The organism is Microbacterium sp. 11MF (assembly GCF_000383475.1).
Lineage (GTDB): Bacteria > Actinomycetota > Actinomycetes > Actinomycetales > Microbacteriaceae > Microbacterium > Microbacterium aquilitoris.
Genome location: NZ_KB911459.1, coordinates 1,317,825 through 1,342,094, shown reverse-complemented (window position 1 = coordinate 1,342,094; position 24,270 = coordinate 1,317,825). Strand labels below are relative to the sequence as shown.

Here is a 24,270-nt window from a genome sequence, read left to right as displayed (position 1 = left end):
TCGAGCCCCGAGAACCACCAGGAGTGACCCCCGTGATGCGCGAGCACGACAACGAAACGTCGGACGACGTCGACAACGGTGTGCTCGAGCGCACCGACAACCTCGAGACCACCGGCATCGGCATCGTCGAGGGGGCGACGGCGCAGATCGATCTCGCGCTGCCGCCGCTCTCCGACGATGACGACGACTACGTCGACGACGAGGATGTCGCGACCACGACGATGTCCACCGATCAGGGCGACCTCACGGCTCAGGAGACGACACCCGAGGAGCCGGCCCCGGTCGAAGAACCCGCCGCCGACGGATCGCCCGCCGAGGTGACCGAAGACGTGGTCGACGCCGAGGTGGTGCCCCCCACGACGACCGCCGTGTCGACGCAGACGGGCACCACCCGCCGCGCGGCTCACCACGCAGTCGCGACGGACAAGCACGCCCTCGAACGCGTGCGCGGTGCCCGCATCGACGAGGAGCCGCTGCAGTCGCGCCGCCTCGACCAGCTCGGTGCCGATCGCGAGAGTCCGGACCTCCTCACCGCCGACCGGCTCATCGACCGCGCGCGCGTCGCTCCGTCCGAGCCCGAGGGCCTGTGGCAGCGATTGGTCTACACCGCCACGGGCCGCCGGGTCGTCCTGGCGGACAATCCTCGCGTCCGCGCGCGGAAGGAACTCGGCCGTCGTATCGCGGCTCCCCTCGTCGGCGGTGCGAAGTTCGTGCCCGTCCTGTCCCGGAAGGGCGGTGTGGGCAAGACCAGCGTCACCACCCTCCTCGGCATGGCCCTCGCAGACGCCCGCGAGGACCGGGTGATCGCGATCGACGCCAACCCTGATCGCGGCACGCTCGCCGAACGGATCGAGCGTTCCAGCGGCAAGACGGTGCGCGACCTGGTGCGCTCGCGTGCCGAGGTGCACGGCTTCAACGACCTGTCCGCCCTCGTGGCCCGCGACGAGACCCGCCTCGACATCCTCGCGTCCGACGCCGACCCGCACCTCTCCGAAGCGTTCAGCGATCGGGACTATCACGATGTGGCGGCCATCGCGGCTCACTACTACTCCATCGTCCTGACCGACAGCGGGACCGGCATCGTTCACTCCGTGATGGATGCCACGCTCGAGTTGGCGGACCAGCTTCTCATCGTCGCGGGGCGGAGCGTCGACGAGGCGAAGCTCGCCTCCGAGACGCTGTCGTGGCTCGAGTCCAACGGCTACGCCGACCTCGCCCGCGATGCCGTCGTCGTGCTGAACACCTCGCGTCCCGGCGCGAGCCTCATCCGACCCAGCGAGCTGGAAGCCCACTTCCGGTCGCGGGTGCGCGCGGTCGTGACGATCCCGTACGACTCGCACATCGCCACGGGGGGACCGATCACCTTCCGCGACCTCGACCCCGCCACGCGACTCGCTGCGCGGGAGCTTGCTGCGGTCGTCGTCGAAGGGCTCCGTGCGGCGGGGACGGTCCGCTGATGGCCGTCCGTCCCATCCGCATCTTCGGCGACCCCGTGCTCCGAGGAACATGTGCACCGATCGACGACATCGACGACGGTGTCCGGAGTCTGGTCACCGATCTCGTCGATTCGGTCGCCGAGCCGGGCCGCGCCGGCGTGGCGGCGCCGCAGATCGGAGTCGCGCTCCGGGCCTTCAGCTACAACGTCGACGGAGTGATCGGGTACGTCCTCAACCCCGTGCTCGAGGTGTCCGGTGATCCGGAGCCGACGGGGGAGGGATGCCTCTCCGTTCCGGGCCTCTGGCACGACGCCCTCCGGCACCCGTGGGCGCGTGTGACGGGGCTCGGCCTCGACGGCGCAGAGATCGTCATCGAGGGCGAGGGCCTGCTCGCCCAGGCGCTGCAGCATGAATGCGATCACCTCGACGGCATCCTCTACTTGGATCGTCTGCCGAAGGATGTCCGCCGGCAGGCGATGCGCGAGGTGCGGGAGTCGGACTGGTTCTGACCCGCCGATGACGAAAGGCCCCGGATCTCCGGGGCCTTTCGTCGTGGTGCTCAGTTGCCGAGCGAGATGTTCGTCGTCGACACGTTGGCCTGATAGAGCTCGTCGATGTCGGCGGCGAAGTCCGAGAGGATGACGTTGCGCTTGATGCTCATCTTCGGCGTGAGGTGGCCGGATGCCTCGGTCCACTCGGTGTCGAGGATCACGAACTTGCGGATCGACTCCGCTCGGGAAACCGACGAGTTGGCGCGGTCGACGGCGGTCTGGACCTCGGCGAGGACCTTCGGGTGCGTGATCACCTGCGACATCGGCATGTCGGCCGCCAGCCCGTTGTTGCCCATCCACGTCGGAAGCATCTCGCGGTCCAGGGTGACCAGGGCGCCGATGAACGGCTTCTGGTCGCCGACGACGACGACCTGACCGACGATCGGGTTGGCGCGGATCGGGTCTTCCAGGACGGCGGGGGCGACGTTCTTGCCGCCGGCGGTAACGATGATCTCCTTCTTGCGACCGGTGATCGTCAGATAGCCTTCCGAGTCGAAGGACCCGATGTCGCCGGTGCGGAACCACCCGTCGTCGAATGCGGCCGCGGTGGCCTCGGGGTTCCGCCAGTACTCCTTGAAGACGTTGACGCCGCGCACCTCAATCTCGCCGTCGTCGGCGAGGCGGACGCCGACGCCCGGGAGGGCGGGTCCGACCGTGCCGATCTTGGACTTCGTCGCGAGGTTCACGGTCGCGGGCGCCGTGGTCTCGGTCAGGCCGTACCCCTCGAGGATCTGCACGCCGAGGCTGTGGAAGAAGTGCCCGAGGCGCGAGCCGAGCGGGGCGGACCCCGAGACGGCGTGGGCGACCCGGCCCCCCATCGCGGTGCGCAGCTTGCTGTACACGAGACGGTCGAAGAGGGCGAATTTCACCTTCATCGCGAGCGGGATCTTCTCCCCGTCCTGCAGTCGACGCGAGTGCTCGACGGCGACGGCGGCCGCCGCTCGGAAGATCTTGCCCTTCCCGCCTGCCTCCGCCTTCTGCTCGGCCGAGTTGTAGACCTTCTCGAACACCCGCGGCACGGCGAGCAGGTAGGTCGGCTTGAACGACCCCAGACCCGCGAGGAGCTTCGTCGTGTCGGGCTCGTGCCCCGTCTTCACGCCGCCGTGGATGTTGAGGATCGAGATGAAACGCGCGAAGACGTGCGCGAGGGGGAGGAAGAGGAGGGTCGCGGCGCCCGGCTGCTGCACGACCTCGCTGAGCGCGACGGCGGAGTTCCGCGACAGCTCGACGAAGTTCTTGTGGGTGAGGACGCACCCCTTGGGGCGGCCCGTCGAGCCGGACGTGTAGATGAGCGTGGCGATGTCGTCCGCATCTGCGAGCGAGCGACGGCGTTCGATCTCGTCGTCGGTGACGTCGGTGCCGCGCGAGCGCAGCACGTCGAGGTCACCCGCCTGCATCGTCCACACCTCCCGCAGGAGCGGGACGTCCGAACGGATCTCGGCGACGCGCTCCGCATGCACGGTGCTCTCGACGATCATGGCGACGGCGCCTGAGTCGCTGAGGATCCACTCGATCTGCGACGGCGAGCTGGTCTCGTACACGGGCACCATGACGGCGCCGGTGAAGAAGAGCGCGAAGTCGACGAGGGTCCAGTCGTAGGTCGTTCGCGCCAGGAAGGCGACCTTGTCGCCGGGCTGGATGCCGCTGGCCGCGAGGCCCTTGGCCAGCGCCAGGACTTCGCGGTGGAACTCCGCCGCGGTGATGTCGCGCCAGCCGCCTCCGTCGGGGACGGCGAACAGGGCGAGCGACGGAGTCGCCTTCACCCGCTCGACGAGGATGTCCGAGGTGTTCGCGGTCGGATCCGCGGCGACGACGGCGGGGACGTCGAATTGTACGGCGCTCATGGGCGGCAACTCCTTTGGTACCGGGTGGCGTCAGGTGCGACCGAGTCTAGGGCATGGTGATCCTCGGTCCCGTGGCGACTGTCCGGATTCGCCCGCCCCATTAGACTCACGGATGCCGTGCGACCGCGCACGCGCGGAGGGGAGTGGCGTGCTCAACGTCGGCATCGACATCGGTGGGACCAAGATCGCCGGCGGCGTCGTCGATCCGGACGGGACGATCGTCGATCGGCGCCGCGTGCCCACGCCGACGGACCCCGATGCCCTTGCGGACGCGGTCGCGGCCATGGTCGACGAGCTGGTCGCCGATCGCGTCGTCCACGCCGTCGGTGTGGCGGCCGCGGGCTTCATCGATGCCAGCCGCTCGGTCATCCTGCACGCTCCCAACATCGATTGGGCGGACGAACCGCTCCGCGACGAGCTCGAGCGGCGCATCGGCCGCCCCGTCACACTCGAGAACGACGCGAACGCCGCGGGGTGGGGCGAGTTCCGCTTCGGTGCGGGGCGAGACGTCAGCGACATGGTGATGATCACCCTCGGCACGGGTGTCGGCGGAGCCGCGATCATCGACGGCGAACTCCTGGTCGGCGGCAACGGCATCGGGGCCGAGCTCGGCCACATCCGCTTCGAACGGGGCGGGCGCGCGTGCGGATGCGGTCAGAACGGATGCCTCGAGCAGTACGCCTCGGGACGGGCGCTGCAGCGGGAGGCCGCGGACATCGCGGCATCCGGCGCACTCGGAGCCGGTCTCGCCGCCGCCCGGACGGCCGAGGGTATCGTCCCCGCCGCGGCGATGGAGGCCCTCATCGCCGCGGGTGACGAGGGCGCGCTCGAGGCGGTCCACCGGGTCGCGACCGCACTGGGTGAGGCGTGCGGTGGGTTCCAGGCGGTTCTGGACCCCGCGCTCTTCGTCATCGGCGGCGGCGTCGCCGACCTCGGCGAACGTCTCCTGCATCCCGTGCGCGAAGCGTATGCGACGGCGCTTCCCGGCTACGGCGAGCGGCCCATCGCCTCGTTCTCGATCGCCACCCTGGGCAACGACGCCGGTCTCATCGGTGTCGCCGACCTCGCGGGCGGCCGGGTCTGACATGATCTACTGGGTCCTGAAATACCTGATCATCGGGCCGATCGTGAAGGCGATCTTCCGTCCGTGGATCGTGGGACGCAGCAACATCCCGGCATCCGGCGCGGCGATCATCGCCAGCAACCACCTGTCCGTCAGCGACTCGATCTTCCTGCCGCTGATGATCGACCGGCCCATGTCCTTCCTCGCCAAGAGCGACTACTTCACGGGCAAGGGCCTCAAAGGGTGGGCGACCCGCGTCTTCATGCAGGGGACGGGCCAGATCCCGATCGACCGCACCGGCGGCAAGGCCTCGGAGGCATCCCTCAACACCGGACTCCAGGTGCTCGGACGAGGCGACATCCTGGGGATCTATCCCGAGGGGACCCGGAGCCCCGACGGCAAGCTGTACCGGGGCCGGACCGGTCTGGCGCGCATGGCGCTCACGGCGCGCGTCCCCGTCATCCCCGTGGTCATGATCGGCACCGACGACGTCATGCCGATCGGACGTTCCATCCCGCGTGTCGGGCGCGTCGGCATGGTGATCGGCGAACCGCTCGACTTCAGCCGGTTCTACGGCATGGAGTCCGACCGCTTCGTGCTGCGATCGGTGACCGACGAGATCATGGTCGCGCTCCAGCGGATGGGGGAGCAGGAGTACGAGGACGTCTACGCGTCCACGGTCAAGGACCGCCGCCCCGCCGCAGCCTGAGGCGCCGATCGAGCCGGCGTCACACGACCGACGGCCCCCTCCCTCGTCGGTAGAATGTGCGGATGCCCACTCCTCTCGACCACTGGCGCTCGCTCCCGATCAAGCAGCAGCCGCTGTGGCCCGACGCGGATGCGGTCGCTGCCGTCTCCGCCGAGATCGCGACCCTCCCGCCGCTCGTCTTCGCCGGTGAGGTCGACAACCTCCGCGCGCGTCTGGCCAAGGCGGCATCCGGTCAGGCGTTCCTGCTTCAGGGCGGCGACTGCGCCGAGACGTTCGCCGGTGCGACGGCTCAGCAGATCCGCGACCGCATCAAGACGGTCCTGCAGATGGCGGTCGTGCTGACCTATGGCGCATCGATGCCCGTCGTGAAGATGGGTCGCATGGCCGGCCAGTTCGCCAAGCCTCGGTCGAGCGACACCGAGACCCGCGGCGACGTCACGCTCCCGGCCTACCGCGGCGACATCGTCAACGGCTACGACTTCACCGAGGCGTCGCGGACGGCGGACCCCCAGCGACTGCTGAAGGGGTACCACACAGCGGCATCCACCCTGAACCTCATCCGGGCCTTCACGCAGGGCGGCTTCGCCGACCTTCGCGAGGTGCACAGTTGGAACCAGGGCTTCGCGAAGAACCCGGCCAACCAGCGCTACGAGCGCCTCGCGGGTGAGATCGACCGCGCCATCAAGTTCATGGAGGCCGCAGGAGCGAACTTCGATGAGCTGCGCGGCGTCGAGTTCTACACGGGCCACGAGGGCCTGCTCATGGACTACGAGCACCCGATGACCCGCATCGACTCGCGGACGGGCACGCCGTACAACACGTCCGCCCACTTCCTCTGGGTGGGGGAGCGCACGCGCGAGCTCGACGGCGCGCACGTCGACTACTTCTCGAAGATCCGCAACCCCATCGGGGTCAAGCTGGGTCCGACGACGACGCCCGAGACCGCGTTGGCGCTCATCGACAAGCTGGACCCTGAGCGCGAGCCCGGCCGTCTCACGTTCATCACGCGCATGGGAGCGGGCAAGATCCGCGACGCCCTGCCCCCGCTCCTGCAGGCCGTCAAGGATTCCGGTGCCACCCCGCTCTGGGTCACCGACCCGATGCACGGCAACGGGATCACGACGCCGACCGGCTACAAGACGCGTCGCTTCGACGACGTCGTCGACGAGGTGCGCGGCTTCTTCGAGGCGCACCGGTCCGTCGGCACCTTCCCGGGCGGCATCCACGTCGAGCTCACGGGCGACGACGTGACGGAGTGCCTGGGTGGCTCGGAGATGATCGACGAGGCGACGCTGGCGACGCGGTACGAGTCGCTCTGCGACCCGCGTCTGAACCACATGCAGTCTCTCGAGCTGGCGTTCCTCGTCGCCGAGGAGCTCGGCAACCGCTGATCCACGACGAAGGCCCGACGGTTCTCACCGTCGGGCCTTCGTCGTCTCCGGATGCCGACGGTCCGGCGTCAGCCGAACGGCTGGAACTGCGGCGTCAGACTGATCGTCGTGCCCGGACGCTGCAGGCTTCCGCCGTCGGGCGTCATGGACCTCACGCGGTAGACGTCCCAGTATCGACCGCCCAGCGGGATCTCGGCATCCTCGATGTTCGGGTTGACCTTGAACCCGGCTGCCTGCAGGCGGTCGACGGCGGTCCGCACCGTCTCGCCGACCACATTGGGCACCTCGACCGGCTGGGGACCGTTTGAGACGACGATGGTCAGGGTCTCGCCCTGCTGCCACGAGCCCCCGCCGGGACGGTCCTCGACCCGGATGACGAGGTCGTCGGCGACGCTGCTGCTGTACTCCCGGTCCTCCTCGACCCTCATGCCGGCTTTCTCGAGGATGTCCGTGGCCTCGTCGCCGGTCTTGCCGGTGACGTCGGGGAGGGGGCCGAGCGACACGCGCAGCTCCGCGGTCGAGCCCTGCGGAACCGAGCAGCCGTCGGTGCACTCCACCGGCTCGGCCGATCCGGCTTGGGTCACGTACACGCGCACGATCCGGTCGGCGGCGAAGCTCGTGAAGTACTTCTTGGTGGTCGAGACCTGGATGCTGTTGTCCTTCAGCAGCGTCTCGACCTCGGCGCTCGTCCGATCCTGGAGCTTCGGGAGATCAGCCGTCGCCGGCCCGGCGGAGATCTCCACCGTGACCGTGGTGTCGCGGTCGAGGAAGGTCCCGGTGCCGGGCTTCGTTCCGATCGCCTCGCCCGCGGGAACCTCCAGGCTGTGCACGTCGCTCCGACGCGCGACGAGGGCGCTGTCGGCGAGCAGGCTCTGCGCGCTGTCGAAGCTCATGCCCTCGACGGCCGGGACCGCGACGAGCGAGCCCGGACCCGACCCGAACCACCAGCCCAGTCCGCCTGCCGCGGCGGCGAGCACCAGCACCACGGCGAGGAGCCAGCCCCCCTTGACGGAGTTGCGGTGCGATCGACGGCGGAGCCGGGTCGCGTTGTCGATCTCGGTGGTGACGCTGGGGGCCGTGAAGGTGCCCGGCATGACACGCGTGACCTCGTCCGAGTCGAGCGAATCATCGACGACGACGGTGGCTCCCGCGGGCGTGGAGCGGACGACCTGCGGGAACACGCCGAGGTCCTTCTCGATCTCACGGAGACGCTCGAGCATCTCCCGCGCGTCCGTGGGGCGATCCTCCGGTGAGCGCTCGGTCGCCCAGAGGACGAGTTCGTCGAGCTGCTCCGGCACACCGGCGTTCTTCACGCTCGGGCGTGGCACCGAATGCGTCGCGTGCTGGTAGGCGATCTGCATCGGCTGCTCGCCCTTGTAGGGCTGTTCGCCGGAGAGCATCTCGTAGAGCATGATCCCGAGGGCGTAGATGTCGCTTCGGGCGTCGGCCGTCCCCCGCGTGACGAGCTCGGGCGCGAGGTAGGCGATCGTGCCGAGGAGCATCTGGCCGGTCGCCGTGTTCGCGCTCGTCGCGCGCGCCAGGCCGAAGTCTCCGATCTTGATGCGACCGTCCTCGGCCAGCAGGACGTTCTCGGGCTTCACATCGCGGTGGACGATGCCCGCGCGGTGCGCGGCCGAGAGCCCCGAGAGGATCGCATCCATGATGGTGATCGTCTGGGGGAGCGTCAGCCGCTTCTGCTCGCGCAGCAGTTCTCGCAGAGTGATCCCGGGCAGGTACTCCATGACGAGATAGGCCATCTCGCCGTCCTGGCCCTGGTCGAAGACGTTGACGACGTGCGGGTCGGCGAGTCGTGCGGCCGATCGGGCCTCTTGGATGAACCTGTTCTGGAAGACGGTGTCGTCCGACAGGTGGCCGTGCATGACCTTGAGCGCGACCCGCCGCTCGAGGCGCAGGTCGGTGGCGACGTAGACCGTCGCCATCCCGCCGCGCGCGATGCGCCCGCGGACCCGGTACCGGCCGTCGACCAGGCGGCCGATCAGCGGGTCGGTCTGCGGGTTGGCGTTCACGTCAGAAGTCTACGGAGCCGACCCTGCGAGCCCGGGTAACGGCGCACCCTCGCTCGGGTGCCGGTCCGGACTCACCCATACAGTTCGAGCCAGCGGTACGCCTCGGCCTTCCACGGACCGTACCGCTCGGGGTAGGCCGAGATCTGCACCGCCTGCGCGGCGTCCCCGAACGCCATGTCCTCCCAGCCGTCGATGTCCAGCAGGCCGCGCGTGCGGTCGCCGTTCGGGTCAGACGGACCGCCGAAGAACGCGGCGGCGGATCGGCGGGGGTCGCGGATCTGCGTCTGCGTTCCCCAGCCGGCGCTCGGACGCTGCTGGAACAGTCCCAGCGAGTCCCGGTCTCCGCCGTCGAGGTTGCGGATCCACGACTCGACCATCGCGGTGGCGAGGGCGATCGCGATGCCGTCCCGGGAGACGCCGCGTTCCCGCCCGACGGAGATGATCGTCTTGATGTTCGCGATCTGCTCGCCGTCGAGGGCGGCGCGTGCCTTCCCGGCGGCCGCGGGTGCCGGCTTCGCGGTCGGGATGCGGAGCTTCTGCCCCGGGTAGATGATGGACCCCTCGTCCAGGCCGTTGGCCGCGAGGAGCCGCGCGAGGCTGACACCGCTCCGCGTCGCGATCGCCCACATCGTCTCCCCGGCCGACACCTCGTGCACGGGTCCGGCGGCCGGCGCAGCGACCACAGCGGCGCGCGGCGCGGCGAGGGCGCGGACGATCAGCTTCTGCCCGGGGTGGATGGTCGTCGAGCCCCCCAGACCGTTCGCGCGGGACAGCGTCGACACACTGACGTCGTGACGAGCCGCGATGGACCAGAGCGTGTCGCCGCGACGCACGGTGTAGGTGGATGCCGCGGCAGGAGCCTTCGCTGGCGGCGCGGCATTCGTCCGGGCGGCCTTGGGGCCGAGCCGCAGCACGTCGCCGGGATGGATCACCGAACGCCAGCTGAGCCCGTTCCACGTGAGCACGTCGGCGGTCCGGACTCCGTGCGCTGCGGCGATGGCGCTGACGGTGTCGCCTCGCGCGACGACGTGCGTCTTGACGGATCGCGCAGCTGCCGCGGTCCCGACGACGTCGACCTTCGCGGTCGCGGATGTCGGGCTTGCGTAGGCCCGAGCCGTCAGCGGTTCCGGAGCGGAGACCCGCCGCTCGTCGGCAGACGCAGCATCGAGGGGGAGGAGAGACAGTGAGAGGGCGATGGACCCGATCACCGCCGGGGCGCTTCTCTGAATCAGAGCAGCGGGAAGTACGTCGTTCCGGCGCACAGACATTCCTTCGTTCGGTCCCAGATCGGTGGATCCCCCCGCTGAAACCGTGACACGCCGATGTGACTGGTGTCAATCCATGAGACGGATGTGACTGGTGTTATGAGCGAGTACGGGGTGGGAATGCGATAGTGGAGGGGTGAGTTCTGAGTCGCCCGTGTCCACTGACTGGCTGAGCCTTCCCGAATTGGTCGAGCTGACGGGAGAGCCGCTCGGGCGCGTCCGTCGCATGCTCGACGAGCACCAGCTCGTCGCGTCCCGCCGCTTCGGGGCGCCGCGCGTCCCGTCCGTCTTCCTCGTCGACGGCGCGCCCCTCTCGTCGCTCCGCGGCACGATCATCGTGCTGCAGGACGCCGGTTTCTCGGACGACGAGGCGATCGACTGGCTGCTCGCCCCCGAGGAGTCCATCGGCTTCCCGCCGATCGAGGCACTCCGTCAGGGCCGTAAGAGCGAGGTCCGGCGCGTCGCGCAGTCGCTCGCCTGACGAGCGGATGCCGCGGCTCAGGCCGCGCGCACCGTCGCCGCCCGTGCGAGGTCGCGCAGTTCGCTGACCGCGCCGTTGCCGAGGCGTGCGCCGCGGAGGGCGCGATCGGCCTCGGCCGCCCACGCGGAGATCCGTTCCTCGACGAGGGCGAGCGCTCCGGTGTCGATGATGGTCTGCTGCAGATGGCCGACCTGTTCGGGTGACAGCTCGCGATCGCCGATGAGCTCGTCGAACACCCGGAGAGCGCCCGGCGCGAGCGAGGCCCGCGCGTACGCGATGAGGAGCGTCCGCTTCCCCTCGCGGAGGTCGTCGCCGACCGGCTTGCCCGTCACCGCGCTGTCCCCGAACACGCCGAGGACGTCGTCGCGCAGTTGGAAGGCGAGCCCGATGGGATGCCCGAAGTCGCCGAGCGCGCGGTACTGCTCGGCATCCGCTCCAGCGAGCGTGGCGCCGAGCTGCAGCGGATGCTGGACGCTGTACCGCGCCGACTTCAACGAGGCGACCCGGAGCGCGCGATCGGCGTGGGTCTCGACGGGGGCGGTGACGTACGCCGATTCCTCGGCGACGTCGAGGAACTGTCCGATCGTCACTTCGCGGCGCATGCGGGCGAACTCGCCGCGGGCGCGGTGGGCCCGGTCGGGATCGGCTTCGACCAGACCCTCCTCGAGCAGGTCGTCGCTCCACGCCACGAGCAGATCGCCCAGGAGGATCGCGGCCGACCGCCCGAACTCCTCGCCGTCGCCGGCCCACGCCTCCGATCGGTGCGCCGCCTCCCACGCGCGGTGCGACGCGGGTCGCCCGCGGCGGGTGTCGGAGCGGTCGATGACGTCGTCGTGGACGAGGGCGGCCGCGTGGAAGATCTCGAGGGCAGCGGATGCCGCGGTCACGACCTCGGGGATGTCGGGCGTGCCGCTCGTCCCGGCCGTCGCGACGGCCCGCCAGCCGGCGAGGCAGAACTTGGCGCGGAACCCTTTGCCGCCGGTGGCGGCGGACGCGCCGGACTCCACGAAGGCGCTGGCCTCTGCGCCGAAGTCGGCGGCGGCGTCGCGCTGTGCCTGCAGGAACCTCTCGACTCGCTGGGAAACGACGACGATCGGGTCGGGGAAGTGTGGCACGGGCCTAGCCTAGTGATCGCGCGCACGCGTACACTTGACTGACCGACCCGAGGGGGATGCATGCCACTGTCAGAGCAGGAGCAGCGTCTGCTGGACGAGATGGAACGCCATCTCATGCGCAACGATGCCGACGTAGTCAGCGCGGACCGGGGCACGGGTCCTCTCAGCTACCGGAACATCGTCTACGGCTCCGTTCTCGTGCTCCTCGGCATCGCCGGTCTGGTCGTCGGAGTCGCCACCTCGCTCATCGTGGTCGGCGTCCTGGCTTTCGTCGTCATGGTCGTCGGCGTGGTCCTGGCCTTCACCCCCGCGAAGGGCGCCGCGGCGTCGCGCGCCGCCACGGGGACGCGGAAGCCGCGTGCCGCGCGCGCCCCCGCTTCCGCGTCGTTCATGGATCGGATGAACGATCGATGGGATCGCCGGAACGACGACCGATGAGCATCAGCCACCGATGAGCTGAGGCGCTCCACCTCCCTCCACTTCAGAAGCACCGACCTCCGGGTCGGTGCTTTTTTTGTGTTCGCGTGACGGATGCCGGGGAGCCACTCGGCCCCGTCGTGGCGGATTTCCTGGCGCTGCGGCGGAAAGCAGTCGCAGAGTGGAGGGAAGTGGAGTAAAGTGGTGTCATCCTGGAGCGGGCCGGACGAAGGGGGTGACCGAGCGATGTTGTTGGGCACCCACACCCCCAAGCTGGATGACAAAGGTCGGGTCATCCTTCCGGCGAAGTTCCGCGACGACCTCGGCCCCGGCGTCGTGATCACCCGTGGCCAGGAGCGGTGCCTCTACGTGTTCAGCTCGGTCGAGTTCGAGCGCGTCTACGAGCGCATCCGTGAAGCTCCGCTGACGAACAAGCAGGCGCGCGACTTCCAGCGCATGTTCCTCTCGGGCGCGAGCGCCGAGAAGCCCGACTCGCAGAACCGCATCACCATCCCGCCCCACCTCCGCACCTACGCGGGGCTCGAGCGGGAACTGATCGTGACGGGTGTCGGCGCGCACGCCGAGATCTGGAACTCGGACGCGTGGAACGCCTACGCCGACAGCAACGAAGACACGTACTCGGACATGGAGCAGGAGGTGATCCCAGGACTCTTCTGATCCTCGACTGCGACTCCCAGCCGCACGCCCTGACGCACTTCCCCGGCGCCAGGTCGGAGCGGATGGGGATCGGGGTCGAGGACCTCTCGGAAACCGAAGGCACCATGGCACACGACGACATCCACACCCCCGTCCTGCTCGACCGCTGCGTCGAGCTGCTCGCTCCCGCCCTCCAGCGCGACGGCGCCGTCGTCGTCGACGCGACCCTCGGCATGGGCGGACACTCCGAGGCGCTCCTCGAACGCTTCCCCGCCGTTCACCTCATCGGTCTGGACCGCGACACGGACGCTCTCCGCATCGCGGGGGAGAGGCTCGCCCGCTTCGGCGACCGCATCACCCTCGTGCACACCGTCTACGACGGCATCGCCGACGCGGTTCGCGGTGCCGGTTTCTCGCATGCGGACGGCATCCTCTTCGACCTCGGCGTCTCCTCACTGCAGCTGGACGAGGCAGACCGCGGATTCGCGTACTCGAAGGACGCACCGCTCGACATGCGGATGGACCAGACTGCCGGCACGACGGCGGCGGACATCGTCGCGACCTACGGCGAGGGCGACCTGCGACGGATCTTCGAACGCTACGGCGACGAGAAGCTCGCCGGTCGCTACGCCAGGGCGATCATCGCCGCTCGGCAGGAGGCTCCGATCGAGCGCTCCGCGCACCTCGTCGACATCCTCATCGCGGCCACCCCGATGGCCGTCCAGCGCGAGCGCAGCGGTCACCCCGCCAAGCGCGTCTTCCAGGCGCTGCGCATCGAGGTCAACGGCGAGCTGGCGGTGCTCGAGCGCGCCCTGCCGGCGGCCCTCGGCATCCTGCCCGTCTCAGGTCGGATCGTCGTCATGTCGTACCAGTCCCTCGAAGACCGACTCGTCAAGCGCGTGTTCGCCGAGTCGACCCGCTCCACCGCTCCTGCCGGGCTGCCCATCGAGCCTCCCGAGCATGCCCCCCGTTTCCGGCTCCTCACCAAGGGTGCAGAGCTGGCGTCCGACGAAGAGAAGATCCGCAACCCGCGTGCCACCCCGGTGCGGCTGCGTGCGGCCGAGAGAGTGAGGGAGGCGTCATGAGCGCTTCTGCCCTGGCCACCACCGCCATCGACACCGCGCCCGATGAGATCCTCCTCGGGTCGGCGGCGCCGTCCCTCCGACCGGTCGGTCGGGCGGGCGTCGGCATCGCTCCTCAGCCTCGCCGTCGTCCCCGTCGGGCGTTCGGCGTGATCGCCGTCGTCGGTGCTCTCGCGATCGCCGGCGTGCAGATGGGGCTCTCGATCGTGACGACCCAGGGCGCGTTCGAGGTCAAGGACCTCACCTCACAGCAGCGCGACGCCAACTACCAGAAGCAGATCCTCGAGGACGAGGTGGCCGGACTCAGTTCGCCGCAGTACCTCGCCGCCAACGCGTCCGCGCTCGGCCTCGTCGCCGGCGGGGAGCCGAGCTACATCCGCCTGAGCGACGGTAGGACCCTGGGCCCGACGAAGGGCGCGTCGGACACCTCGTCGGTCCAGGCGCTGTCCCGCGCCGCCGTCTCGAACGCCCTCGTCGCAGGGGTCCCGCTCGTCACCGATCCGGAGGCGAGCCTCGACTCCGGCGCATCCCTCGACAAGGAGCTGCTGGCCAATACGCCGACACCCCCGTCGATCACCGACGGACTGCCGACCCCCGCCACACACTGAGAACATGACGACCCGAGCAACCCGAAGCCCGCGCCGTCGCACCGTCGTCGCCCTCGCCGTCGTCCTCGTCGTCCTCGTCGCGTTCGTCGTCCGCCTGGTGGACATCCAGATCGTCAACGCCAGCCAGCACGTTGCGGACGCGTTCAGCAAGGGGATGCAGAAGACCTCCGAGCTGGAAGGTGCGCGCGGCTCGATCGTCGACACGAACGGTAAGCCGCTCGCGACGAGCATGCTGCGTTACAACGTGGCGATCGACCCGATGCTCGCAGCCAAGGGCATGTCGCTCCGCGACGAGAACGGTGCCGTCGTCAAGAACGATGCCGGCGAACCCGAGACCGTCACCTGGCCCGAGATCGCGGCCCGGATCGCCGACGTCACGGGTCAGGACGTCGACGACGTGCGGGCGATCGTCGACGACGCCTACGCGAAAGACCCCAAGAACCGGTATCAGGTGATCAAGCGGCTCGTCTCGACGGCGGAGTTCCGCAAGCTCGCAGATCTGCAGATCCCCTTCCTCTCCTTCGAGCCCGTCGCCTCCCGGTCCTACCCGGACGGTGCGGTCGGCGGGAACATCATCGGCTTCGTCGGCTCGGACGGACAGCCCCTCGAGGGCGTGGAGAAGCTCCAGGACTCGTGCCTCGAACCCACGAGCGGCAGCATCAAGTACCAGCTGGGCGCCAACGGGGTCACCATCCCCGGCACAGCGGTCGAGAAGCCCGCGGTCGACGGCGGCACCCTGAAGCTGACGATCGACTCCGATCTGCAGTGGTACATGCAGCAGCTCATCGCCGAGGAGACCCAGCGGTACCAGGCCAACTGGGGCGGCATCCTCGTGATGGAGGTCGCCACGGGCAAGATCCGTGCGCTGGCCGAGACCGACACCGTGGACCCCAACGATCCCGGTGCCAGCGACTCCGCCGACCGCGGTTCGCGCCTCCTCCGGTTCTCGTTCGAGCCGGGCTCGACCTTCAAGCCCGTGACCGCGGCGACCGCGATCGAACAGGCCGGCGTGACCCCGGAGACGACGGTCACCGTCCCCGACCGGATGGTCTTCGACAACGGCGCCGTCGTCAACGACTCCGAGAACCACGCCACCCAGAACCTCACCCTCAACGGTGGCCTGGTCACCTCGTCCAACGTCGCCATGTCGCAGTTCGGCGCGATGGTCGACCCGCAGACCCGGTACGACTACCTGAAGAAGTTCGGTGCCGGTCAGCAGGACGGTCTGGGCTGGTCCGGTGAACCCGAACGCATCCTCAACCCCGCCGACACGTGGGACAACCAGACGAAGTACGCGACCACCTTCGGCCAGGCGTTCACTGTCACGGCCGTCCAGGTCGCCAACGCCTACCAGACCTTCGCCAACGGCGGTGTCCGGATGCCGGCATCCCTCGTCGAGTCGTGCACGAAGCCGGACGGCCACGTCGTGACGCCGAAGCTGGCGAAGCCCGAACGGGTCATCAAGGAGGAGACGGCGAAGGAGGTGTCTCTCATGCTCGAGAATGTGTTCGCGCAGGGAACGCTGGCCGACGACGTCGCCCTCCCCGGCTACCGGATGGGCGGCAAGACCGGCACCGCCCAGATCTCCGACGGCCACGGCGGCTACAAGAAGAACCTCTACTTCACGTCTCTCGTCGGCTTCGCCCCGGCGGAGGATCCGAAGTATGTTGTCCTGACGGTCTTCGACGAGCCCAAGAAGCAGCGCATGTCGTCGGCCAACCGCTCGGTGTTCAAGAAGGCGATGGCGCAGGTGCTCACGCACTACCGCGTCATGCCGTCGGGCTCGGAGACCCCCCTCCTGCCCGTCACAGGCTGAACCCGAGCGCACGAGGAGAACACCCCAGCATGATCCGCATGACGCTCGCCGAGGTGACGCACGCCGTCGGCGGCACACTGCACGTCCACGGCACCGACACTCCCGAGACGGTCGTCTCAGGCACCGTCGACACCGACTCGCGCGAGATGGGGCCGGGCTCCGTCTTCGTCGCCAAGCCGGGTGACGTCACTGACGGCCACCTGTTCGTCGACGCAGCCGTCGCCTCCGGTGCGACCCTCGCCATCGTCGAATGTCCCGTGACGGCCGCCGTCTCGCAGATCGTCGTCGGCGACGCCGTGGCCGCCCTCGGCTCCTTGGCGCGCGAGGTGGTGGCGCGCGTGCGCGCCGGGGGAGACCTGCGCGTCGTGGGCATCACAGGCTCCAACGGCAAGACGACGACGAAGAACCTCCTCGCCCGCATCCTCGAGGACGAAGGTCCCACCGTCGCGCCCCGCGCGTCGTTCAACAACGAGGTGGGCGCCCCCGTCACGATGCTCCGCGTCACCGACGACACCCGCTTCCTCGTGAGCGAGCTGGGCGCCTCCCGTCCGGGTCGCATCGCCGAACTCGCCGGACTCATCACCCCCGACATCGGCGCCGTCCTGATGGTGGGCCTCGCGCACGCAGGCGGGTTCGGCGGTGTCGAAGCCACGCAGAAGGCGAAGACCGAACTGGTCCAGGCCTTGCGACCCGGCGGCACCGCCGTCCTCAACGCCGATGACGCCCGCGTCGCCGCGATGGCGACGGCGGCCGACGAGCGCGGCGCCGCAGTTCGCTGGTTCGGCCGCGGGCCCGCCGCCGACGTCCGCGCCGAGGACGTCGAGGTCACGGCATCCGGGACCACTGCCACCGTCCACGTCGACGGCCGCAGCATCCCGCTCCACCTGCGCGTCCTCGGCGAGCACCATGTGATGAACGCGCTGGCCGCCATCACGGTCGCCCAGCTGCTCGGAGTCGACCCCGCCGACGCGATCGCCCGCATCGGGACGGTCGAGATCGCGGAGCGTTGGCGGATGCAGCCGCTCGGCACGGACAGCGTCCGCATCATCAACGACGCCTACAACGCGAGCCCCGACTCGATGGCCGCGGCGCTGCGGACGGTCGCACAGATCACCGCGCCCGGCCAGCGGAAGGTCGCGGTGCTGGGGGCCATGTCCGAGCTCGGCGAGCAGGCGGGCGAGGAGCACGATCGCATCGGGCTCCAGGCCGTGCGCCTGCGCTACGAGCGCATCGTCGTGATCGGCACCGCCGCGCGACGCCTTTTCCTGGCAGCGATCAGCGAAGGCTCGTGGGACGGCGAAGCCGTCTTCTTCGAGACCGCCGACGACGCCTACGACTACCTGACGGCCGAGCTGCGCGACGGTGATCGCGTGCTGGTGAAGTCTTCCAACTCCGCCGGGCTCAGGTTCCTCGGCGACCGTCTGGGAGAATTCTTCTCGTGAGATCCCTGCTGGCCGCCGCGACGATCTCGTTGGCCTTCACCCTGTTCCTGACCCCGCTGTTCATCCGGCTCTTCCGGAAGATCGGCTGGGGTCAGGTCATCCGCACCCCCGAGGACGCCCACAACCCGAGCCACCACACGAAGCGCGGGACGCCGACGATGGGCGGCATCGTCTTCATCCTGGGCACGATCGTCGGTTTCTTCGTCGGCAGCTACACCGGCGGCACCGAGCCCACGATCTCGGGCCTGCTCGTCCTCTGGATGATGGTCGGCCTCGGCATCATCGGCTTCATCGACGACTACATGAAGGTCCGTTCGCAGCGGAGCCTCGGTCTGTCGGGGTGGCGGAAGATCGTCGGTCAGATCGCCGTCGCCGTGCCGTTCGCCATCATGGCGCTCAACTTCAAGAACCAGTACGGCGAGACGCCCGGATCCGCGTACATCTCGTTCTTCCGCGACATCCCGACGCTCTCGTTCATGGCTCTCGGCGCGGTGGCGGGCTGGATCCTCTACCTCCTGTGGATCTCGTTCATGTCGGTCGCCTGGTCGAATGCGACGAACCTCACGGACGGGCTCGACGGCCTGGCGACGGGTGCCGGCATCTTCACGGTGTCCGCCTACAGCCTCGTGACGTTCTGGCAGCTGCAGCAGCGCTGCCATTCGGCCGCCCTCGTGACGGAATACACCGCAGCCTGTTACGACACGCGCGATCCCATGGGGCTCACGATCGTCGCCGCCTCGTTCGTCGGCGCCCTCGTCGGCTTCCTCTGGTGGAACGCTCCGAAGGCGAAGATGTTCATGGGTGATGTCGGGTCGATGGCGATCGGCGGCGTCATCGTCGCGATGGCCGTCCTCAGCCGCACCGAGATCCTCTCCATCATCCTCGCCGGCGTCTTCATCATCGCCCCCGCATCGGTCATCCTGCAGCGGTACTACTTCAAGGCGACCGGCGGCAAGCGTCTCTTCCTCATGAGCCCGTTCCACCACCATCTCGAGATGCGTGGCTGGCCCGAGATCACGATCGTCGTACGGATGTGGGTCATCGCCGGCATCCTGGCGATCTTCGGCGTCGCCCTGTTCTACGCGGGCTGGCTGGCTGCACTGTGACCGCGGATCTCGCCCGCCTCACCAGTTGGCACGCCGACTGGTCGGGCCTGCGCGTCGCCGTCCTCGGCCTGTCGATGACGGGCTTCTCGGTCGCCGACACCCTGGCGGAGCTGGGATCGGACGTCCTCGTGGTCACGGAGGACGCCGGCGAGGAGTACTCCCGTCTCCTCCCGGTGATCGGCGCACGGCTGTGGGAGGGTCCCCTCGACTCCGTCCCCGACGAACTCGTCGCTCACCGTCCCGATGTCGTCATCGCCTCGCCGGGATTCCCGCCGCACCACCCTGTGGTGGCGTGGGCGCAGAACGCGGGCGTCGCCGTCTGGGGCGACATCGAGCTCGCCTGGCGCGTCCGCGACAAGGTCCTGCGGCCCGACGGAACCCCCGCAGACTGGGTGCTCATCACGGGCACGAACGGCAAGACCACGACAACCCAGCTCACCGCCACGATGCTCGTGGCCGGCGGCCTCCGCGCTGCGCCCTGCGGCAACATCGGGGTCCCCGTCCTCGACGCGGTGCGTGACCCGGCCGGGTTCGACGTCCTCGTGGTCGAGGTGTCGAGCCATCAGCTCTGGTACCTCGGTCTGCAGGACGGCGACGGTCGGGTGTCCCCGCACGCGAGCGTCTGTCTGAACCTGGCAGCCGACCACCTCGAGTGGCACGGCTCCTTCGACGCCTATCGGGATGCGAAGGCCGTCGTCTACCAGCGCACCCGCGTGGCTTGCGTCTACAACAAGAGCGACGTCGCGACGCGCGAGATGGTCGAGGATGCGGAGGTCGTCGAGGGATGCCGCGCCATCGGCTTCGATCTCGGCGTCCCGGGGCCGAGCGACCTCGGCGTCGTCGACGGCATCCTCGTCGACCGGGCGTTCCTCGAGGAGCGTCGCACGAACGCCCTCGAGCTCACGACGGTCGACGAGCTGGCGGAGGCGGGGCTCGCCGCACCGCACGTCGTCGCGAACATCCTGGCCGCCGCAGCCATCGCCCGCTCGTTCGACGTCCCGCCGGCCGCCATCCGCGACGCCCTCCGCGGCTTCCGCCTCGATCCGCACCGGATCGAGGTCGTGGCGGTCGCGGGCGGTGTCACGTGGATCGACGACTCGAAGGCCACGAACCCGCACGCGGCGGCATCCTCGCTCCAGGCGTACCCCGGTGCCGTCTGGATCATCGGCGGTCTGCTGAAGGGCGTCGACATCGACGATCTGGTCGCCTCTCGCGGCCCCTCGGTGAAAGCCGCGATCGTCATCGGAGTCGAACGGTCCGAGATCGTCGCGGCTTTCGGGCGACACGCCCCGACGGTGCCGCTGTTCGAGGTCGACCACGCTCAGACTGAGGACGTCATGACCGAGGTCGTCGCCCGTGCGGCGGACGTCGCGCACGACGGAGACGTGGTCCTCCTCGCTCCGGCAGCGGCATCCTTCGACCAGTTCGCCTCGTACTCGGATCGCGGCCGGCGCTTCGCCGCCGCGGTGAACGCACGGATCGGAAAGGACGCCGGTGACAACCACGACCGACCGTCCGGCCCCGTCGGATCCGGCTGACCGCGGCTCGTCCGCCTTCACGGCGCGCGTCGCCCTCGGCAAGGTCTTCGCACCGGTCCCGAGCGAGTTCCTGCTCATCGCCTCGACGGCGCTGATCCTGACGATCTTCGGACTCGTGATGGTGCTGTCGGCGACCATGGCGACAGGGGCCGAGGGCGGGCCGTTCCAGACGGTGCTCCGACAGGCGATGTTCGCGGTCCTCGGCGTCCCGCTCATGTTCGTGTTCAGCCGGCTGCCGGTGCTGTTCTGGAAGCGGATCTCCTGGATCGCCCTGGGCGTCGCGCAGGCTTTCCAGCTGCTGGTGTTCACGGGCCTCGGCTACGACTTCGACGGCAACCGCAACTGGATCTCGATCGCCGGGGTCCAGGCGCAGCCGTCCGAGTTCCTGAAGCTCGCCTTCGCCCTCTGGCTCGGCTACGTCCTCTACCGGAAGCACACGCTTCTCGGCCTCTGGCGCCACGTCTTCATCCCGGTCGTTCCGGTCTCGATCATGGTGATCGGCTCGGTCCTGGCCGGCAAGGACCTCGGTACGGCCATGATCCTCGTGCTGATCCTGCTCGGCGCGCTCTTCTTCTCGGGCGTCAAGCTCCGGGTGTTCGTCATCCCCGTGGTCGCCGCCGTCGTGATCGTCGGATTCCTGGCGCTGACGAGCGCCAACCGCATGGCGCGCATCACGAGCTTCCTCAACCCGAACTGCCTCGACGACTACTACAACGGCTGCTATCAACCGCTCCACGGCATCTGGGGGCTCGCCAGCGGCGGCGTCTTCGGCCTCGGCCTCGGGAACTCGCGTGAGAAGTACGCGTGGTTGCCCGCGGCATCCCACGACTACATCTTCGCGATCGTCGGTGAGGAACTCGGTCTCATCGGCTGCATCGTCGTACTCGCCCTGTTCACCCTGTTCGCCGTCGGCGCGTTCCACGTCATCCGCAAGACGAACGACCCGTTCATCCGCATCGCCGCGGGCGGGATCACCGTGTGGGTCGTCGGACAGGCCCTCATCAACATCGGCGTCGTGCTCCGGGTGTTCCCGGTGCTCGGCGTCCCGCTGCCGTTCATGTCGCAGGGCGGCACGTCGCTCGTGTCCGTGCTCATGGCCTGCGGCGCACTGCTGGCGTTCGCGCGCACGCTGCCGGCGGCCCCGCCGGTGGCGCCGGCACCCCGCCGGTAGGCTCGATCCGGTGACCACGTACCTTCTGGCCGGCGGCGGGACCGCGGGCCACGTCAATCCGCTACTCGCCGTCGCCGACGCTCTGACCGCGCGCGAGCCCGGCGCGACCGTCCTCGTCCTCGGGACGCGCGAGGGACTCGAGGCGCGGCTGGTGCCGCAGCGCGGTTACGAGCTGCTCTTCGTCGACAAGGTGCCGTTCCCGCGTCGACCGGATGCCGCGGCCCTCCGCTTCCCGGCGCGTTTCGCGCGCGCGGTGCGCCAGGTCCGATCGCACATCCGCGAGCGCGGGGTGGACGTGGTCGTCGGCTTCGGCGGGTACGCCTCGGCCCCCGCCTACGTCGCCGCGGGGCGCGCCGGCGTTCCCGTCGTCGTGCACGAGGCCAACGCCAAGCCGGGGCTCGCCAACGTGCTGGGCGCGCGGCGAGCCGCGGCATCCGGGGTCGCCTTCGAGGGGACGCCCCTGCGGGGAGCGGAAGTCGTCGGGATGCCGCTGCGGCCCGAAATCGTGCATCTCGACCGAGCCGCCCTGCGGGATGAGGCGGCAACCGCGTTCGGACTCGACGCGGACCGGCCGGTCCTCCTCGTCTTCGGCGGGTCGCTGGGCGCCGTCCGCATCAACCGTGCCCTCGCCGATTCCTGGCAGGACGTCGTCGCCGCGGGATGGCAGATCCTCCACGCGGCGGGGGAGCGCAACGACATCGCCGACCCGGACGATCCGGCCTACCGCGTCGTCCCGTACATCGACCGGATGGACCTCGCCTTCGCCCTGGCAGATGCGATCGTGTCGCGATCCGGAGCGGCGACCGTGAGCGAGATCAGCGCCCTCGGCATCCCGGCCGTCTACGTCCCGTACGCGGTCGGTAACGGCGAACAGGCCCTCAACGCCGCGTCCGCCGTCGCGGCCGGGGCGGCCGTCCTCGTCCCCGACGCCGAGCTGAGCGGGGATCGCATCCGTTCGTCGGTGGTGCCGCTCCTCACGGATGCCGCAGCGCTCGACCGGATGCGCGCGGCCGCGACCGCGGTCGGAACGCGCACGGGCACCGAGAACGTCGTCGCGCTCATCGATCGCGCCCTGGCCCGCTGACGCGGCGCCGGCTCCAGCGCGCCGCAGCATCCTCCCGGCGGGCCCGACCTAGACTTGACGGGCCATGATTCGCCCCGATCTCTCGCTCCCCATCCCCACGGACATCACCGCCGCGCACTTCATCGGGATCGGCGGTTCCGGGATGTCGGGACTCGCCGGGATGTTCCTCGACCGCGGCATCCGCGTGTCGGGGTCCGACCGTTCCGACAGCGACGCGATGCGCGCTCTCGCGTCCCGCGGCGCCGTCGTCCACGTCGGTCACGACGCGGCGAACCTGCCCGACGACGTCGACGCGGTGGTCTTCACGGGCGCGATCTGGCCCGAGAACCCCGAGTACCTCCGGGCCAAGGAGCGCGGCGTCGCCGTCATCCACCGTTCGCAGGCGCTCCACTGGCTCGTCGGCGGCCGCCGGCTGGTGAGCGTCGCCGGGGCGCACGGCAAGACGACGTCGACGGGCATGATCGTGACGGCGCTCCGGGCGATCGGAGCCGATCCGACCTTCGTGAACGGCGGCGTCATCTCCTCGATCGGCGTCTCGAGCGGCACCGGGTCCGACGATCTCTTCGTCATCGAGGCGGATGAATCCGACGGATCCTTCCTGCTCTACGACACGGCCGTCGCGCTCATCACGAACGTCGACCCCGACCACCTCGACCACTGGGGGTCGCGCGAGGCGTTCTACGAGGGTTTCGTCCGGTTCGCGGATGCCGCCTCCCAGGCCGTCGTCATCTCCTCCGACGACCCCGGTGCCCGCGAGGTCGCGGCCTCGCTCTCGCACCCGAACGTCGTGTCGTTCGGAACGTCTGCCGACGCCGACGTCCGTGTGACCGACATCGTCACCGAGGGGCCGGTGTCCTTCACCGTCCATCACGGGGGACAGGCGGCATCCGGTGCCCTCGCTGTTCCCGGTGCGCACAACGCCATCAACGCCGCCGGCGCCGTCGCCGTCCTGCTCACGCTGGGGTACGACCTCGGATCGGCGCTCCGTGCGGTCGAGGAGTTCGGCGGCACGGTCCGGCGGTTCGAGCTCCACGGCATCCGCGCGGGCGTGTCGGTCTACGACGACTACGCGCACCACCCGACCGAGGTCGACGCCGCATTGTCCGCGGCTCGCACGGTCGTCGGCGAGGGGCGCATCATCGCGCTCCACCAGCCCCACACCTACTCCCGCACGCAGGCGATGTACCGCGAGTTCGCCGAGGTACTCGAATCCCGCGCCGACCACACGGTCGTCCTCGACGTCTACGGCGCGCGCGAGGACCCCGTGCCGGGCGTCACCGGCGAACTGGTGAGCGGCGCGTTCGCCGATCAGGATCGGGTGCACTTCGTCACCGACTGGCAGCAGGCGGCCGAGTACACCGCATCCGTCGCCCAGCCGGGGGATTACGTCATCACCCTCGGATGCGGCGACGTGTACCGCATCATCCCGCAGGTGCTCGACGCCCTCGGGCAAGGGCAGGACTGACG

The 24,270-nt window shown here is 69.6% G+C and carries 21 protein-coding genes; 17 read left to right on the top strand and 4 right to left on the bottom strand.

The window, feature by feature from the left end:
- Positions 1–23 precede the first annotated feature (23 nt).
- Positions 24–1,457 carry a MinD/ParA family ATP-binding protein gene (locus tag H286_RS0106665; RefSeq protein WP_371130030.1) on the top strand — a complete coding sequence of 478 codons (1,434 nt, stop codon included), beginning with the start codon at positions 24–26 and terminating at the stop codon, positions 1,455–1,457.
- On the top strand, positions 1,457–1,945 hold the full coding sequence (locus H286_RS0106660; protein ID WP_018186440.1) for a peptide deformylase: 489 nt from the start codon (positions 1,457–1,459) through the stop codon (positions 1,943–1,945). Before H286_RS0106665 ends, H286_RS0106660 begins: the two co-directional genes overlap by 1 nt.
- 50 nt (positions 1,946–1,995) lie before the next feature.
- Here the strand turns inward: H286_RS0106660 and H286_RS0106655 are convergent, their stop codons facing one another.
- Complete coding sequence (locus H286_RS0106655) at positions 1,996–3,831, bottom strand: AMP-dependent synthetase/ligase (protein ID WP_018186441.1); 1,836 nt, start codon at positions 3,829–3,831, stop codon at positions 1,996–1,998.
- A 148-nt stretch (positions 3,832–3,979) separates the two neighbouring features.
- Here H286_RS0106655 and H286_RS0106650 point away from each other — a divergent pair, with 148 nt between their 5' ends.
- The 3 genes from H286_RS0106650 (at position 3,980) to H286_RS0106640 (ending at position 6,994) form a co-directional block, all read left to right on the top strand.
- Positions 3,980–4,915 carry an ROK family glucokinase gene (locus H286_RS0106650; protein ID WP_018186442.1) on the top strand — a complete coding sequence of 312 codons (936 nt, stop codon included), beginning with the start codon at positions 3,980–3,982 and terminating at the stop codon, positions 4,913–4,915.
- Between the two features lies 1 nt (position 4,916).
- The gene (locus tag H286_RS14480; protein ID WP_036324138.1) at positions 4,917–5,603 is read left to right on the top strand and encodes a lysophospholipid acyltransferase family protein; all 687 of its coding nucleotides are present in this window, start codon (positions 4,917–4,919) and stop codon (positions 5,601–5,603) included.
- Positions 5,604–5,665: 62 nt separating this feature from the next.
- Positions 5,666–6,994 (top strand): class II 3-deoxy-7-phosphoheptulonate synthase, encoded by a 1,329-nt coding sequence (locus tag H286_RS0106640; protein ID WP_018186444.1) that lies wholly within the window; start codon positions 5,666–5,668, stop codon positions 6,992–6,994.
- Positions 6,995–7,062: 68 nt separating this feature from the next.
- On the opposite strand, the gene pknB is transcribed toward H286_RS0106640, so the two are convergent.
- Positions 7,063–9,021 (bottom strand): Stk1 family PASTA domain-containing Ser/Thr kinase, encoded by a 1,959-nt coding sequence (gene pknB, locus H286_RS0106635; RefSeq protein WP_020097548.1) that lies wholly within the window; start codon positions 9,019–9,021, stop codon positions 7,063–7,065.
- 71 nt (positions 9,022–9,092) lie between these two features.
- Complete coding sequence (locus tag H286_RS0106630; protein WP_020097547.1) at positions 9,093–10,229, bottom strand: LysM peptidoglycan-binding domain-containing protein; 1,137 nt, start codon at positions 10,227–10,229, stop codon at positions 9,093–9,095.
- Between the two features lie 211 nt (positions 10,230–10,440).
- Here H286_RS0106630 and H286_RS0106625 point away from each other — a divergent pair, with 211 nt between their 5' ends.
- Positions 10,441–10,767, top strand: coding sequence for an Rv2175c family DNA-binding protein (locus H286_RS0106625; RefSeq protein WP_020665428.1), 327 nt, complete (start codon positions 10,441–10,443; stop codon positions 10,765–10,767).
- 17 nt (positions 10,768–10,784) lie between these two features.
- Here H286_RS0106625 and H286_RS0106620 read toward each other — a convergent pair whose 3' ends face one another.
- Positions 10,785–11,882: a polyprenyl synthetase family protein gene (locus H286_RS0106620; RefSeq protein WP_018186448.1), complete on the bottom strand. Its 1,098-nt coding sequence runs from the start codon at positions 11,880–11,882 to the stop codon at positions 10,785–10,787.
- 60 nt (positions 11,883–11,942) lie between these two features.
- Here H286_RS0106620 and H286_RS0106615 point away from each other — a divergent pair, with 60 nt between their 5' ends.
- From H286_RS0106615 to murC, 11 genes are all read left to right on the top strand, one after another.
- On the top strand, positions 11,943–12,320 hold the full coding sequence (locus H286_RS0106615) for a DUF3040 domain-containing protein (protein ID WP_020097545.1): 378 nt from the start codon (positions 11,943–11,945) through the stop codon (positions 12,318–12,320).
- A gap of 225 nt (positions 12,321–12,545) precedes the next feature.
- Positions 12,546–12,977, top strand: a complete 432-nt coding sequence (gene mraZ / locus H286_RS0106610; RefSeq protein ID WP_018186450.1) for a division/cell wall cluster transcriptional repressor MraZ — start codon at positions 12,546–12,548, stop codon at positions 12,975–12,977.
- 62 nt (positions 12,978–13,039) lie between these two features.
- Positions 13,040–14,041, top strand: coding sequence for a 16S rRNA (cytosine(1402)-N(4))-methyltransferase RsmH (rsmH, locus tag H286_RS0106605; RefSeq protein ID WP_020097544.1), 1,002 nt, complete (start codon positions 13,040–13,042; stop codon positions 14,039–14,041).
- Positions 14,038–14,646, top strand: a complete 609-nt coding sequence (locus H286_RS0106600) for a hypothetical protein (protein ID WP_020097543.1) — start codon at positions 14,038–14,040, stop codon at positions 14,644–14,646. Before rsmH ends, H286_RS0106600 begins: the two co-directional genes overlap by 4 nt.
- Positions 14,647–14,650: 4 nt before the next feature.
- Positions 14,651–16,462, top strand: a complete 1,812-nt coding sequence (locus H286_RS0106595) for a peptidoglycan D,D-transpeptidase FtsI family protein (protein ID WP_020097542.1) — start codon at positions 14,651–14,653, stop codon at positions 16,460–16,462.
- A 29-nt stretch (positions 16,463–16,491) separates the two neighbouring features.
- A complete protein-coding gene (locus H286_RS0106590) occupies positions 16,492–17,904 on the top strand; it encodes a UDP-N-acetylmuramoyl-tripeptide--D-alanyl-D-alanine ligase (RefSeq protein WP_020097541.1) in 1,413 nt (470 codons plus the stop codon).
- A complete protein-coding gene (gene mraY, locus H286_RS0106585; protein ID WP_018186455.1) occupies positions 17,901–19,010 on the top strand; it encodes a phospho-N-acetylmuramoyl-pentapeptide-transferase in 1,110 nt (369 codons plus the stop codon). The genes H286_RS0106590 and mraY overlap by 4 nt, the downstream gene beginning before the upstream one ends.
- Complete coding sequence (gene murD, locus H286_RS0106580) at positions 19,007–20,548, top strand: UDP-N-acetylmuramoyl-L-alanine--D-glutamate ligase (RefSeq protein WP_020097540.1); 1,542 nt, start codon at positions 19,007–19,009, stop codon at positions 20,546–20,548. The genes mraY and murD overlap by 4 nt, the downstream gene beginning before the upstream one ends.
- Positions 20,505–21,719 carry a putative lipid II flippase FtsW gene (gene ftsW / locus H286_RS0106575; protein WP_018186457.1) on the top strand — a complete coding sequence of 405 codons (1,215 nt, stop codon included), beginning with the start codon at positions 20,505–20,507 and terminating at the stop codon, positions 21,717–21,719. Before murD ends, ftsW begins: the two co-directional genes overlap by 44 nt.
- A 10-nt stretch (positions 21,720–21,729) precedes the next feature.
- Positions 21,730–22,803, top strand: a complete 1,074-nt coding sequence (locus H286_RS0106570; RefSeq protein WP_020097539.1) for a UDP-N-acetylglucosamine--N-acetylmuramyl-(pentapeptide) pyrophosphoryl-undecaprenol N-acetylglucosamine transferase — start codon at positions 21,730–21,732, stop codon at positions 22,801–22,803.
- Positions 22,804–22,867: 64 nt separating this feature from the next.
- Entirely contained in the window at positions 22,868–24,268 is a 1,401-nt protein-coding gene (gene murC / locus H286_RS0106565; RefSeq protein WP_020097538.1) for a UDP-N-acetylmuramate--L-alanine ligase, read from the top strand.
- Positions 24,269–24,270: the final 2 nt, after the last annotated feature.

Excerpts from the sequence above, each read along its gene's own strand:
- H286_RS14480 (WP_036324138.1), top strand. The coding sequence starts at position 4,917 with ATGATCTACTGGGTCCTGAAATACCTGATCATCGGGCCGATCGTGAAG.
- H286_RS0106640 (WP_018186444.1), top strand. The coding sequence starts at position 5,666 with ATGCCCACTCCTCTCGACCACTGGCGCTCGCTCCCGATCAAGCAGCAG.
- H286_RS0106600 (WP_020097543.1), top strand. The coding sequence starts at position 14,038 with ATGAGCGCTTCTGCCCTGGCCACCACCGCCATCGACACCGCGCCCGAT.
- H286_RS0106615 (WP_020097545.1), top strand. The coding sequence starts at position 11,943 with ATGCCACTGTCAGAGCAGGAGCAGCGTCTGCTGGACGAGATGGAACGC.
- mraZ (WP_018186450.1), top strand. The coding sequence starts at position 12,546 with ATGTTGTTGGGCACCCACACCCCCAAGCTGGATGACAAAGGTCGGGTC.
- rsmH (WP_020097544.1), top strand. The coding sequence starts at position 13,040 with ATGGGGATCGGGGTCGAGGACCTCTCGGAAACCGAAGGCACCATGGCA.
- H286_RS0106660 (WP_018186440.1), top strand. The coding sequence starts at position 1,457 with ATGGCCGTCCGTCCCATCCGCATCTTCGGCGACCCCGTGCTCCGAGGA.
- H286_RS0106655 (WP_018186441.1), bottom strand. The coding sequence starts at position 3,831 with ATGAGCGCCGTACAATTCGACGTCCCCGCCGTCGTCGCCGCGGATCCG.
- murC (WP_020097538.1), top strand. The coding sequence starts at position 22,868 with ATGATTCGCCCCGATCTCTCGCTCCCCATCCCCACGGACATCACCGCC.
- H286_RS0106595 (WP_020097542.1), top strand. The coding sequence starts at position 14,651 with ATGACGACCCGAGCAACCCGAAGCCCGCGCCGTCGCACCGTCGTCGCC.
- H286_RS0106590 (WP_020097541.1), top strand. The coding sequence starts at position 16,492 with ATGATCCGCATGACGCTCGCCGAGGTGACGCACGCCGTCGGCGGCACA.